Here is a 13,095-nt window from a genome sequence, read left to right as displayed (position 1 = left end):
GTGGGCACGGCCGTGACCGTCGCGCGAACCGGCCGGGGAGGGGGCGCCGGGACTCCGGAAAAGACAAAGGCAAGGAGGTCGTCGCTCCTTGCCACTCTCAACGTATAGCGCACCCGGGGGCTTGCGGCAAGACCCCGTCCCTGCCGCAGAATCACCGACCGAAGCGAGAAGCCGAGAAGCCGAGAAGCCGAGAAGCCGAGAAGCCGAGAAGCCGAGAAGCCGAGAAGCCGAGAAGCCGAGAAGCCGAGAAGCCGAGAAGCGGAGAAGCCGCGAAGGCGCGAGGCCGAGAAGGCCAGAAGGTGAGAATCCGCGTACATGGGGGTTGTGATGATCGACGTGATCGTCGTCGGCGGTGGACCGACCGGACTGATGCTGGCGAGCGAGCTGCGGCTGGCAGGGGTGGAGACGGTGGTCCTGGAGAAGCTCACCGCACCGACCGGGGAGTCCCGGGGACAGGGCCTGCACGCGCGCGGTGTCGAGGTGATGGACCAGCGAGGTCTGCTGGACCGGTTCCTCGCGGTCAGCAAGAAGTTCCAGGTCGGCGGGCTCTTCGGCGGGATCATGAAGCCATGGCCGGAGAGCCTGGACACGGCCCACGCGTACGGTGTGGCCACCCCGCAGCCGGTCACCGAGCGTCTGCTCCAGGAGCGGGCCCTCGAACTCGGCGCGGATCTGCGGCGCGGCCGGGAACTGACCGGTCTGAGCCAGGACGAGCACGGCGTGACGGCGGAGCTGGCGGACGGCACCCGGCTGGCCGCCCGCTATCTCGTCGGCTGCGACGGGGGCCGCAGCGTGGTGCGCAAACTGCTCGGCGTCGGCTTCCCGGGCGAGCCCGCCAGGGTCGAGACGCTGCTCGGCGACATGCGGGCGACCGAGGACCCGGCGACGATCGCGGCGGCCGTCGCGGAGGTCGCCAAGACTCAACTGCGGTTCGGGCTAGCCCCCTTGGACGACGGTCACTATCGCGTCATCGTTCCGGCCGAGGGCGTGTCCGAGGACCGTGCGACCCCGCCCACCCTCGACGAGTTCAAGCGGCGGCTGCGGGCCTTCGCGGGCACCGACTTCGGGGTGCACTCACCGCGCTGGCTGTCCCGGTTCGGCGACGCCACCCGGCAGGCCGAGCACTACCGGGTCGGCCGGGTGCTGCTGGCCGGCGACGCGGCGCACATCCACCCGCCGACCGGCGGACAGGGGCTCAACCTCGGTGTCCAGGACGCCTTCAACCTGGGCTGGAAGCTGGCCGCCGAGGTCAACGGCTGGGCGCCGGAAGGGCTGTTGGACACCTACCACACCGAGCGGCACCCGGTGGGCGCCCGGGTGCTGGACAACACCCGCGCGCAGATCACCCTGCTCGGCTCCGAGCCGGGCCCGACCGCGCTGCGGGAGCTGCTCTCGAAGCTGATGGACTTCGAGGAGGTGAACCGGTACGTGACGGGGATGATCACCGCGGTCGACGTCCGCTACGACTTCGGCGAGGGCCACGATCTGCTCGGCCGGCGGATGCGGGACGTCCGGCTGAAGCGGGGACGCCTGTACGAGCTGACGCACGAGGGCCGGGGCCTGCTGCTGGACCGCACCGGCGCCCTCTCGGTGGAGGGCTGGGCGGACCGCGTCGACCACGTCGTCGACACCGCCGAGGAACTGGACGTGCCCGCGGTGCTGCTGCGCCCCGACGGACATGTGGCCTGGGCCGGCGAGGACCAGCGGGACCTGCTCGACCACCTTCCGCGCTGGTTCGGCGCGGCCACGGGCTGAGCACGGCCGGTTGCGGGGCGCGTGCCGCGCCTTGTGGGGAGCGTCCCGCGCCGCGCAGGATGCTGTGATGACCTCGCCTCCCGCCGTACGCCCGTACCGCCCCGAGGACCACGACGCCGTCCACGAGATCTGTGTACGGACCGCCCACAACGGCGGTGACAGCCGCCCGGCCTACCGGGACCCGGACGTGTTCCCGGCGACCTTCGCCACCCCGTACACCCACCTGGAACCGGAGCTGGCCTTCGTCCTCGACGACGGCCACGGACAGGCCGTCGGCTATATCCTCGGCACCGCCGACACCCCCGCCTTCGTCGTGGACTTCCGGACGAAGTGGCTGCCCCTGGTCGAGGACCGCTTCCCGCCGCCGGCCGGTCCGCCCGCGACCCCTGACGAGGAGATCGTCCACCTCCTGCACCACCCCGAGCGCATGAACGCCGGCGGCGACACCGCCCTCGCCTTCGCCGCCATCGCCCTCCTCGCCCTGATGGGCGTCACCCTCTTCTACGTCCTGGTCGCCGCGGAACGCCTGCTGCTGCCCTGGGTCCGGGAGACCACCGCTGGCCGCCCGGCCGCCCCGGGGAAGGTCACCGGACGGCGGCCAGGACATGACTGGGCCCCACCTGCCAGACCGCTCCCACATGGTCGAAGCCCGCCTCGCGGAGCAGGGCGACATGGCCGGAGAGGGTCAGATCGTTGCCCTCGCAGAGGGGGCGCCCGCCGTCGTCGGCCCGGGAGAGGAGCGGGGCCAGCTCCGGGTCGGTGGCCGCGCTCGACCACCAGGACTCCCAGTCCTCGGTGAGCGACCCGGCGCTCCGCGCGGCCCGACGGCGACCGATGTCGATCGCGAGTTCGGACACCTTGGCCGAGTCCGGGCTGATGTGGTCACCGTTGATCAGGATGCCGCCGGGCCGCAGCAGCCCGGCGAGGTCCCGGTAGACCCGCCGCAGGGTGTCCGCGCCCAGATAGTGCAGGGCGGTCGTCGACACCACCGCGTCCACCGGGCGGGCCAGGGCGAGCGTGTCGAGCCAGCCCGGCTCGCCGATCAGCGTCCTGACGTACCGCAGGGCGCTGCCGTAGTGGGCGCTGCCGAGTTCCAGGAGGAGCGGGTCGGCGTCCACGGCGAGCACCTCGGCCGTCGGCAGCCGGTCGGCGAGGCGGGCCGCCAGACAGCCGGGGCCGCTGCCCAGATCGAGGACGAGGGGCGCGGGGCAGTCGCGCGTCACATGCTCGACCAGATCCGCGATGACCTCGAACCGCTCCTCGCGGTCGACCGCGTACCGCCGCTGCTGACGTTCCCAGCGCTCCACCCAACGCGCCGCCGTCGCCGTACTCAGATCCATGCCGGTCGCACTGCCTCCGTCTCGACTCGCTTCCGCTCATGGAAATCATTGCAGAGTAGCGAGGGTGGAGAGCAACTCATCGATCTCCCGAGGGGTGTTGTACACATGCAGACTCACCCGCACCGAGCCGTCCGCCGCGTCGCGGCCCGCCTGGCAGTGGCCGTCCGTGCGCACCATGAAACCGTGGCTGAACAGGATGAACCCGAGGTCGCGTGAGTCGATCCCGCGGTGCCGGAAGGTGACGAGGCTCCGACGCCGCTGCACCTCGGTGCCGGCCGTGAGACTGGACCGGCAGCCCAGCACCTCATAGGCCTCCAGCCGGGCCAGTCCGTCCGTGAGCCGGGACGTCAGGTCCACCGTCCAGCGCTCGATGCGGTCGGTCCCGGCCGTGTCCAGCCAGTCGAGCGCCGCCGTCAGCGAGACGACGCCGACCGTGTTGGGGGTGCCGCTCCACCCACCGGGCCGGAAGACCGGACCCCGCAGATTCCGCGACCAGACGGCACCGGTACCGGGCAGCGCCATCGCCTTGTGCCCGGAGAACACCACGAAGTCGACGTCGAGGGCCGCCGTCGAGACCGGCAGATGGCCGACGCTCTGCGCGGCGTCCAGACAGATCGGCACCTCCGGCCCGACCACCCGCCGAATCCGGTCGACGTTCATGTCGACGCCGTACACGTGATGGACGTGGGTGGCCGCCACGAAACGGGTGCGGGGGCCGACGACCTCGGCGAGCGCCCCGGGATCGTAGTCGCCCGAACTCTCCTGGTACGGCAGCTCCCGCACCCGGACCCGCACACCCCGCCGCGCGAGCAGGTCCCGCGCCTCCAGCCACGGCGACAGGTTCGCCTGGTGGTCGGCGAACGGCACCACGATCTCGTCCCCGTCCGCGAGCAGGTCCGCCAGCCAGTCCCGGGCGACGCTCCGCAGCCCCTCGGTGGTCCCGCCGGTGAAGTGCACCGACGACCGCCCCGGTTCGGGATCGCCCAGGAACTCCTTCACCCGCTCCCGGGCGCCCTCCACCAGCGCCGTCGTGGTGTTCGCCCATGGATACGAACCCCGCCCGGCGTTGGCGTTCGAGGTCGTCAGATACGTCTGTACGGCGTCCAGGACCGGCTGCGGCTTCTGGCTGGTGGCCGCGCTGTCGAGGTAGGCCAGGCCCGGATGCCCGGTGACGATCGGGAACTGGGCGCGCAGCGACCGCTGCCACCCGGCGACGGGGTCGGTCATGTCAGTCACGCACCAGCGGCGCGCCGGCGTCCCGCCAGGCGATGATGCCGCCGGCCAGGCTGCGCACGTCGGGGTGTCCCATCCGGGTCAGCAGGGCCGCGTACCGCGCCGACTTCTCGCCCACCGGACACGCGAGCAGCACGGGCTGCCGTTTCCCGAAGGGCAGCCCGCCCCGCAGGAGTTCCTCGAACAGCTCGTCGACGATGTTCACCGAGCCGTCGATGTGGAGCGCCGCGTACGCGAAGGGCCCGCGCAGATCGATCACCAGGGGGCGCTGCGCGGCGATCCACTTCTGGGCGTCCTCGACGTCGACGACCGCCGCCGAGCGGACCTCGGTGTCGGTGAGCGTGGCGACCGAGTTCTTCACGGGAGGGCGGCCCAGCAGATCCGGGCGGCGCTGCCGGACGTAGTCGAGATAGCTCTCCACCCGGTCGCAGACGATGAACACGGCGGTCCTGCGCTCCGTCAACTCGGCGTCCAGCGCCCGCAGATGACGCACCCCGCCGAAGTAGGCGGCCCCCGAGGTGGGTCCGGCGAGCAGACCGCAGCGGCGGAGCAGGGTGAGCATGCCGTCGATGGCCTCGTCGGCGCCCACCGCCTCCAGCGTGTCGTAGGTCGCCGGGTCGAAGATGCCGACCTCCTGCACCTCGTCGACGGTACGGATACCGGGGATGAAGTCCGCCTTCCGGCCCACCAGTCCGACGACCCGCACCGCCGGGTCGTGGGCGCGCAGCGCGCGGGCCACGCCGGTGGAGGAACCGGCGGTGCCCACACAGGCGATGAACCAGTCGGGGGCCCGGCCGTCCAGGTCGGCGATGATCTCCGGGCCCGTCCCGGTGGCGTGGGCCTCGGTGTTGAGGGCGTTGAAGTACTGGTCGGTGTGCAGATGGGCGCCGCCGGGGCGGCTCAGCCGCTGGTGGAAGAGGGTCAGCGGGTCGTCGGTGTCGGTCGGGTCGAGGCATTCGGACCGGCCGGGCAGCTCCTCGATCTCGGCGCCGAGCAGCAGGAGCAGATCCTTGATCTCGGGTATCCGCATCCGGTTGGTGACGCTCTTGAACGGCAGTCCGTGCAGACCGGCGATGAGGGCCAGGGCCTTGGCGGTGTTCCCGCTGGACAGCTCCACGATCGTCTCGCCGCGCTCCTTGGCGCCGGCCAGCTCCCGCCGGGTCATGCTCCACGCGGCCCGGTCCTTCAGCGAGCCGAACGGATTGAGCATCTCCAGCTTGGCGTAGAGGTCGATGTGGCGCAGACCGTGGACTTCCGGATCGATCCGGACCAGCGGTGTGTCGCCGATCGCGTCGGTGATGTTGTCGTACCTCATCCCTGCGGTTCCCCCGTACGGTCGAACGGCCAGTACTCCTCGTCCAGGCACCACCGCCACCGCCCCGCCTCCTCGTGGACGGCCACCTTCCGTGCCAGGGGCTGCTGTTGGGCGTGGGTGGCGCCGAAGTCCATGCAGTACCCGGCCGTGTTGGCGAAGGCGAGGAGATCGCCGGGGCGCGGCGGCCGGGGCAGGAACACCGTGCGGCGGGTGATGAGATCCGCCTCCAGACAGAGGTTGCCCATGAGGTGCACGGCCACCGGGCCCACCTGACCCACCGGGCCCACCTGACCCACCGGGCCCACCTGACCCACCGGGCCCACCTGACCCACCGGGCCCTGCGCACCGGGCGGGGCCGGGTCGCGGGGCAGGACCACGGGGTCCATCAGCACGCCGTGGTCCTCCAGCCCGACGTCACCCGCGTTCATCGCCAGGCGCACCGTCGACTCGCCCGAGTCCGTGGGCCGTACCTCCAGGACCCTGCCGAGAGTGAGCCCGCTCTGGTCGGCGAGCGCCCGGCCGGGCTCCACGTACAGGTCGTAGAGGCTCTCCAGCAGCAGGGTGCCCAGGGGGCGGCCCAGGCTCGGCGCCGGGAGGGAGAGCAGTTCGTCGAGATACGCGGCGCCGGCCGTGGGGCGATGGGCCGGGTAGAGGCTCAGGCCGCCCTTGAGCGTGCCGTTCTCGACCCGGAGGCCGTAGCCGTGCCCGCCCCGGGTCAGCGGTGGGCGGCTGCCCATGACGGCGGCGGTCAGCTCGGTGGTCCAGCGCTCCCACTGGGCCGCGTACGCCAGGTAGTTGACGCCGAAGCCGCCGCCGACGTCGATCACGCGCGGCCGGAAACCATGGACGCGCAACTCCTCCATGGCCCGCAGACAGCCTTCGAGTGCCGCCGCCTTCTCGTCGAGGCTCGTGGTGTCGAGGTGATAGCCGACCCCGATCGGCTCCAGCTCGTCCCGGTGCCGTGCGAGGACGTCGAGCAGGCGGTGCAGCGACTTCACCGGCGTGCCGAAGCGGCTCTCGCGCATCAGCCTCCTGGTGCCGGACGTCTCGAAGCCCGACAGCCGCAACAGGACCCGGACGCGCGGCAGTCCATGCGCGCGGACCAGGGCCGCCGCCCGCTCCAACTCGGCGGGACCGTCGGCGTTGAGGCACGCTCCGCCGCGTACGGCGAGCCAGAGGAACGCGGGGTCCTTCGGGCCGGTCGCCATGATCCGGGACCCCGTGAATCCGGAGCCGAGGGCGTGCCGCAGTTCGTCGAGCGAGGCGACGTCGATGTCCGCGTCCGTCGTGGTGAGCCGGCGCACCAGCGAGCTGGAGCGGTTCGCCTTGTGGGCGAAGAAGATCCGCCCGGCCAGCCGGTGGTGGTCGAGGACCGCACGGAAGCGCCGTACGTTGTCGGCTGTCCGGTCCGGCAGCAGCACGTTCAACGGGGAGCCGAGGGCGTCCACGAGGGTGTGCAGGAGCGGCGCCGAGTCCAGGAGGGCCGCTGTGCGCGGATCCAGCCGGGGTTCCAGGTACAACGGGTCGTCGCGCATCCCAGATGTTCCTCCCCAACGCGGAAGAAGACGTACCGGTGTCGGCGGACGGTCATAACGTCCCTAACCCTCCCCCCGCCGGGCCGTCCGAAATCGGGCGCGGTGGGGGGAGGGCCGTTTCCCGACGTCCGACGGCTGGAACGGGACGGTCGGAGAGGGCGAAGGCGTTGACGGATGAACGAATCGAGGGGCCGGGCGGGGCCGCCGGGTTCAGGGAATCAACCGGCGCGGAGGGCGAGGCTCATCAGGATCGCGTCCCGGTCGTCGCCGGGGGCGATCCGCAGCGCACCCGGCCACCGGCCGACCTCCGTCCAGCCCACCTTCCGGTAGAAGTCCTCCAGACCCACACCGCCCCGGGCGGAGAGCGACAGCCGCTCCAGGCCCATCTCGTCGCGGGCGACGGCGTGGACACGGTGCATCAGCGCGGCACCGATGCCCAGGCCGCGGAAGCGCGGATGGGTCTGGACGTGGTTGACCGTGCCGCAGTGCGCGCCCAGCCGGTGCGGCTCCCGGCGGACGACCAGCCAGCCCGCGAGCGCGCCCCCGACGGTGGCGACGAGCAGTCTGCCGCGCCCCGGATGCAGGTCGTGGACGAGTCCGTCCACGACGGGGACGACGTCGTACGCGCTCACCGGCAGCGGGGGGAACTCGGTGGCGAGGACCGCGCCACCGGCGTTCGCCACGACCTCCCAGCAGTCGGCGATCTCCCGTCTGAGCCCCGGGGTGACCTCCCCGGGGCTCGTCAACTGCAGGAACTCCGAGACCTGATGCACCGTCATGCCCATCAGCCTCGCACACCGCCGCAGGGCGCACGCGGGCCCGGCGGCTACGGCTTCGCCCTGACCAATCCCGCGTCGTACGCCATGATCACGGCCTGGACGCGGTCACGGGCGCCGATCTTGGCGAGGACCCGGCCGACGTGCTTCTTGACGGTGGACTCGGTCAGGACCAGCCGCTCGGCGATCTCCGCGTTGGTCCAGCCCTGGCCGATGGCGACCAGCACCTCGTGCTCGCGGTCGCTGAGCGTCCCCAGCCGGGGATCGGCCGGGAGCGGGGTGCCGGTCGGGGCGAGCACCTGGTGGGCGTAGGCGTCGAGGAGCCGCCGGGTGAGGCTGGGGGCGACTACTGCGTCACCGGTGGCGACGGCGTGGATGCCGGCGACGAGTTCCTCGGGGCGGGCGTCCTTCAGGAGGAAGCCGCTGGCGCCGGCCCGCAGCCCTTCGTACGCGTATTCGTCGAGGTCGAAGGTGGTCACGATGAGGACGCGGGTGCGCCCGCCGGCGGCCACGATCCGGCGGGTCGCCTCCAGGCCGTCCATCCCGGGCATACGGATGTCCATCAGGACCACGTCGGGGCGCAGCTGCGAGGAGAGGCGGACGGCCTCGCCGCCGTGCTCGGCCTCGCCGACCGGGGTGAGCCCGGGGGTGCCCTGGAGGAGCATGCGGAAGCCGAGACGCTGGAGGGGCTGGTCGTCGGCGATCAGCACGGTGGTCATGGCAGATGATCTCCTGAGGCCGGGCGGGCGGGCGGGGCGGGGGGTGCCGGGGACGCGAGGGGCACGGAGGGCGCGGGAGGCGCGTCGAGAAGGACGTCCACGAGCCAGCCGTGGCCGGTGTCACGGGGGCCCATGGCGACGGTGCCGCCGTACATCGCGGCCCGCTGCCGGATGCCGACCAGCCCGTGCCCCGGATCGTCGGCCCCGGGCGCCGGCTCCGGCCGGCCGGATGTCCCCGCCGGCACGCCGGTGTCGGCGACCCGGACCCGTACGGTGCCCGCCTCGGCGGTCACCGCGACCTCGGCGGCGGCGCCCGCACCGGCGTGCTTGAGGGTGTTGGTCAGGGCCTCCTGGACGATGCGGTACACGGTGAGCTGCACACCGCTGCCGAGCGCGTCCAGATCGCCGACGGTCCGGAAGGTGACGGGCAGCCCCGCCGCGCGGACCCGCGCCAGCAGGGGGTCCAGATCGCGGATGCCCGGCTGCGGGCCGAGCAGCCGCTCGTCGTCCTGGCCCTCGCGCAGCACGCCCAGCACCCGGCGGAGTTCGCCCATCGCCTGCCGGCCGGTGTCGCCGAGGATGCGCAGCGCGTCGGCCGACTCCTCGCCCCGGTTGGCGGCGAGCACCGCGGCGCCGTCGGCGACGCTGACCATGACGGAGAGGTTGTGGCCGACGATGTCGTGCATCTCGCGGGCCACCCGGGAGCGTTCGGCGGCGGCGGTGAGCCGGACGCGCTGGTCGCGTTCGACCTCCAGCCGGGTGGCGCGGTCCTCCAGGGTCGCCAGATACATCCGGCGGATCCGCAGGGTCAGACCGAGGGTGACCGACGCCGTGGCCGTGCCCAGCAGGAAGAACAGGCCGAGCAGCGGACGTTCGACCTCCCCCAGGAGCCAGACCGCGGCGGCCAGTTCAACGGCGGTCAGCGCCACGGCCCAGCCCAGCAACCGCAGCGAGCCGTGCAGGGCCAGGCTGTACAGGGCGACGAGCATGCTGATCCCGGCCTGCTGCCAGATGTCCAGCGACCACTGGACGAGGGAGACCGCCGCGATCACGAAGTAGGTCACGGCGGGCGTCCGGCGCCGCCACCACAGCGGGGCGATCAGCGCGGCGGCGAAGAGGAACGGGACGGCGGCGGGCAGGTCGGTGCGGTACTCCGTCTCCCCGAAGGGGCCGCCGTCCCCGCCGTGCATGAGCAGGTCGGGCAGGCTGAGCAGCGCCACGGCCAGCACCACCGCCGTGTCGAGCAGCCAGGGGTGGCGCCGGTCCAGCTGCCGCCGCCGGTGCTGTCCGTGCAGCATCCGGCCCAGGACCGGGTGCCAGGCGGCGTCCGGCCCCGGGGACGGCGGGAGGGCCGTCCCCGGGGCGGGCTGCGCGGCGGGGGTCGCGCGGTGCGGACTCATGGTCCTCATTGTCCTCGGTCTCGCGGGTGGGGTGTCCGGGGTCCCACGGACGGGGCCCCGGTGTCGCAGGTCAGGCGTCCGTGCGGCGAAGCCGGTACGCGGCCCCCGCGAGGCTCAGGGCCACCCAGCCGGCGAAGACCGCGAGGCCCTGTCCGGGCGAGAGGGAGTTCGCCGACTCGGTGAGGGAGTAGACCGCCGACCCGGCGTTGCTCGGGAAGTAGGGCGTGATCGTGTCGTACCAGGAGTCCGGCAGCAGGGTGGCCAGCCCGGGGAGGATGAGCAGGATGCCGACCAGGGCCGCGATGGCTCCGGCGGAGGAGCGCAGCAGCACCCCGAGGGCCACCCCGAACACGGCGACCAGCCCGAGGTAGACCCCGGCACCGGCGAGACTGCGCAGGACCCCGTCGTCGCCCAGCGAGAGGGAGATCTTCTCCCCGTCCAGACCGGGCACGCCCAGCTGGAACGCGGCCAGCGCGCCGACCGTGGTGAGCACCAGCGCGATCACCCCGATCACGGCGCTCTTCGACCACAGCACCGGCAGTCGGCGCGGCACCGCGGCGAGCGTGGACCGGATCATGCCGGTGCTGTACTCGCCGGCCGACAGCAGCACCCCGAGGACGCCGACGGCCAGCGACGCGAAGGTCACACCGGTCAGCGCCAGACTGACCGCGTCGCTCGTGCCGGACCCCTGTCCGGGCGGCCCGTCGGCGACGACATCGGGGCTGTACGTGTAGCTGGCGACGGCCCCGAACAGGATCAGCAGCACCAGGGCCACCCCGAGGGTGATCCAACTGGAGCGCAGCGACCAGAACTTGGCCCACTCCGAGCGCAGCACCCGGAGGCCGGTCACCTTGCGCACTCTGGTGCGGGCGGGGACCAGGGAGAGATCGGTGGCGGTCATCAGGCGGCCTTTCGCACGGGCTCGGCGGGAGCGCTCTGGTATTCCACGGCGTCATGGGTGAGTTGCATGAAGGCCTCCTCCAGGGAGACGGCCTGCGGGGTGAGTTCGTACAACGGCACCCCGTGCTCGGCGGCGATCGCGCCGATCTCCCGGGCGTCCCGGCCGGCGACGACCAGTTCCTCGGTGGCGGATGAGCTGATCGAGACGTCCGGACCGGCCAGCAGCGAGCGCAGCTTCAACGGCTCGGTGGTGGCGACCTTCACCCCGCCGCCGCCCGCGTCCCGGACGAAGTCGTCCACGGTCGTGTCGGCCAGCAGCCGCCCCCGCCCGATGATCACCAGATGGTCGGCGATCAGCGCGGTCTCGCTCATCAGATGCGAGGAGAGCATCACGGCCCGGCCCTCGTCGGCCAGCCGGCGCAGCAGGTTGCGGACCCAGAGCACACCTTCGGGGTCGAGGCCGTTGACCGGCTCGTCGAGCATCACCACCGCCGGGTCGCCGAGCAGCGCGGCGGCGATGCCGAGCCGCTGGCCCATCCCGAGCGAGAAGGCGCCCACCCGCTTGCCGGCCACACTGGTCAGCCCGGCCAGCTCGATCACCTCGTCCACCCGGCCGCGCCCGATGCCGTGGGTGTGCGCCAGCGCCATCAGATGGTTGAACGCGGTCCGCCCCGGGTGGACCGACTTGGCCTCCAGCAGGGAGCCGATCTCGTGCAGCGGCGCCGAGTGCCGGGCGTAGTTCCGCCCGTTGACGGTGACCGCGCCCCCGGTGGGGGAGTCCAGCCCGATGATCATGCGCATGGTGGTGGACTTGCCCGCGCCGTTGGGTCCCAGGAAGCCGGTCACCTCACCGGCCTTCACGGTGAAGCTCAAGTGGTCGACAACCGTCTTGTCGCCGTACCGCTTCGTCAGCTCACGCGCTTCGATCATGGCAGTGGGCCTTCCTCGCCTCGTACCGGGCCGCGATTCCCCCGCGACCTCCGCTTTCGAAACTACGAGCCGGGCCGCCCGCGCTACTGGGACCCCGGGGGACACTTCGGCGCCCCGCTGGTACCGCGGTACCAGAGGGGCGTCATCCTTCTGTCGCACCCTCGGTATGCGCGCTACGGATGATCGGCATCCAGAGGATCGATTTCCGAGATCACGGGGTGGGGCGCCACATAGGGTCCATGCGTTTCGCCTCCCACGAACACCGGCACCGGCGCCGGGTCGCGGTCCTCGCACCGGACGGCACCCTCCACCCGGTGCCCGGCACGGACTCGCTGACCGAGCTGATCCGCGCCCACCCCGGCCTCGACGCCCTTCTCGCGGTCGGAGCCACCGCCCTCGACGGACCCGCCGGCCCCCGGGTGTCCGACGTACGGCTGCTCGCGCCGCTGGAGCCGCCCACCCTCCGGGACTTCGTCACCTTCGAGGAACACGTCGAGGGCGTGCGGCGGTCCGTGGACGGCGTGGGCGGGGTGCCGGAGGCCTGGTACGACGCGCCGACGTTCTACTTCACCAACCCGTACGCGGTCATCGGCCCCCACGACGACGTCCCCGTGCCCCCGGGTTCCCAGCTCCTCGACTTCGAGCTGGAGGTCCGCAGGACCGCGTCCAGCAGCGCCCCGGCGGGGCCTTCCCCGAGGACGGGCATCTCGCGGGCCGCCCGAAGGGAGACACGGGCCGCCTCGATCTGATCCTCCACCAACTCCCGCACCCCCGGCGTCTCCCGGCCCGCCACGAGGTCCTCCACGGAGACCGAGAAGAGGGCCAGCGTCTCCACCGGGATGCCCAGGTGTCCTTCCGGCAGGTCCCACCTACACCCCCGACCGGCAGGTCATCCTCGACACCTACCGGGGCGACGGAGGCTACCGGGGCGACCACGACCTCGCCGGGTTCGTCGTCGAGACGCCCGATCCGGCGGGGGCCGCCGCCTGGCTGAGCCGGCTCACCGGCATCCCGACCGCCTCGCGGGAGACGGCCGGACCGGACGGGACGGCCGCGTCGGGAGAGACGGTCGTGCCGCTGCCCGGTGGGCATGTGCACTTCACGCCCGGCCCGGCGGACCGGATCACCGCGCTGCTGCTGACCGGGGGCACCCCGCCCACGACGGCCATCGGCGGCCTGGGCATACGTCCGC

12 protein-coding genes and 2 pseudogenes are annotated in these 13,095 nt (G+C 72.6%); 3 read left to right on the top strand and 11 right to left on the bottom strand.

Features of this window, described 5'->3' with window-relative positions; genetic code table 11:
• Positions 1-327 precede the first annotated feature (327 nt).
• Together rox and F9278_RS46750 are read left to right on the top strand one after the other, a co-directional pair.
• Entirely contained in the window at positions 328-1,755 is a 1,428-nt protein-coding gene (gene rox, locus F9278_RS01715) for a rifampin monooxygenase (RefSeq protein ID WP_152173634.1), read from the top strand.
• Positions 1,756-1,822: 67 nt separating this feature from the next.
• Positions 1,823-2,185: pseudogene (locus F9278_RS46750) on the top strand (GNAT family N-acetyltransferase); the annotation flags it as partial.
• 154 nt (positions 2,186-2,339) lie between these two features.
• On the opposite strand, the gene F9278_RS01705 reads toward F9278_RS46750, so the two are convergent.
• The 9 genes from F9278_RS01705 to F9278_RS01665 all read right to left on the bottom strand — a co-directional run bounded on the left by F9278_RS01705 (position 2,340) and on the right by F9278_RS01665 (position 11,903).
• Complete coding sequence (locus tag F9278_RS01705; RefSeq protein ID WP_152166658.1) at positions 2,340-3,095, bottom strand: class I SAM-dependent methyltransferase; 756 nt, start codon at positions 3,093-3,095, stop codon at positions 2,340-2,342.
• Positions 3,096-3,140: 45 nt separating this feature from the next.
• A complete protein-coding gene (locus F9278_RS01700) occupies positions 3,141-4,322 on the bottom strand; it encodes an aminotransferase class V-fold PLP-dependent enzyme (protein ID WP_152166657.1) in 1,182 nt (393 codons plus the stop codon).
• A 1-nt stretch (position 4,323) separates the two neighbouring features.
• Positions 4,324-5,643 (bottom strand): pyridoxal-phosphate dependent enzyme, encoded by a 1,320-nt coding sequence (locus F9278_RS01695; RefSeq protein WP_152166656.1) that lies wholly within the window; start codon positions 5,641-5,643, stop codon positions 4,324-4,326.
• Positions 5,640-7,178 (bottom strand): type III PLP-dependent enzyme domain-containing protein, encoded by a 1,539-nt coding sequence (locus tag F9278_RS01690; protein WP_152166655.1) that lies wholly within the window; start codon positions 7,176-7,178, stop codon positions 5,640-5,642. Before F9278_RS01690 ends, F9278_RS01695 begins: the two co-directional genes overlap by 4 nt.
• A gap of 218 nt (positions 7,179-7,396) precedes the next feature.
• Positions 7,397-7,957: a GNAT family N-acetyltransferase gene (locus F9278_RS01685; RefSeq protein WP_152166654.1), complete on the bottom strand. Its 561-nt coding sequence runs from the start codon at positions 7,955-7,957 to the stop codon at positions 7,397-7,399.
• Positions 7,958-8,004: 47 nt separating this feature from the next.
• Positions 8,005-8,673 (bottom strand): response regulator, encoded by a 669-nt coding sequence (locus F9278_RS01680; RefSeq protein ID WP_152166653.1) that lies wholly within the window; start codon positions 8,671-8,673, stop codon positions 8,005-8,007.
• Positions 8,670-10,073, bottom strand: coding sequence for a sensor histidine kinase (locus F9278_RS01675; RefSeq protein ID WP_152166652.1), 1,404 nt, complete (start codon positions 10,071-10,073; stop codon positions 8,670-8,672). Before F9278_RS01675 ends, F9278_RS01680 begins: the two co-directional genes overlap by 4 nt.
• Positions 10,074-10,143: 70 nt before the next feature.
• The gene (locus F9278_RS01670) at positions 10,144-10,974 is read right to left on the bottom strand and encodes an ABC transporter permease (RefSeq protein ID WP_152166651.1); all 831 of its coding nucleotides are present in this window, start codon (positions 10,972-10,974) and stop codon (positions 10,144-10,146) included.
• Entirely contained in the window at positions 10,974-11,903 is a 930-nt protein-coding gene (locus F9278_RS01665; RefSeq protein ID WP_152166650.1) for an ABC transporter ATP-binding protein, read from the bottom strand. Before F9278_RS01665 ends, F9278_RS01670 begins: the two co-directional genes overlap by 1 nt.
• A 239-nt stretch (positions 11,904-12,142) precedes the next feature.
• On the opposite strand from F9278_RS01665, the pseudogene F9278_RS01660 reads away from it, so the two are divergent.
• Positions 12,143-12,556 (top strand): annotated as a pseudogene (locus F9278_RS01660) (fumarylacetoacetate hydrolase family protein); the annotation flags it as partial.
• Here F9278_RS01660 and F9278_RS48600 read toward each other — a convergent pair.
• Together F9278_RS48600 and F9278_RS01650 are read right to left on the bottom strand one after the other, a co-directional pair.
• Positions 12,466-12,738: a hypothetical protein gene (locus tag F9278_RS48600; protein WP_404818845.1), complete on the bottom strand. Its 273-nt coding sequence runs from the start codon at positions 12,736-12,738 to the stop codon at positions 12,466-12,468. The pseudogene F9278_RS01660 and the gene F9278_RS48600 sit on opposite strands and share 91 nt — an antisense overlap.
• A gap of 85 nt (positions 12,739-12,823) precedes the next feature.
• A complete protein-coding gene (locus F9278_RS01650; RefSeq protein WP_152166648.1) occupies positions 12,824-13,087 on the bottom strand; it encodes a hypothetical protein in 264 nt (87 codons plus the stop codon).
• Positions 13,088-13,095: the final 8 nt, after the last annotated feature.

The organism is Streptomyces phaeolivaceus (genome assembly GCF_009184865.1).
Lineage (GTDB): Bacteria > Actinomycetota > Actinomycetes > Streptomycetales > Streptomycetaceae > Streptomyces > Streptomyces phaeolivaceus.
Note: the sequence above shows the minus strand (reverse complement) of the source record. Positions and strands in the feature narration are given on the sequence as shown.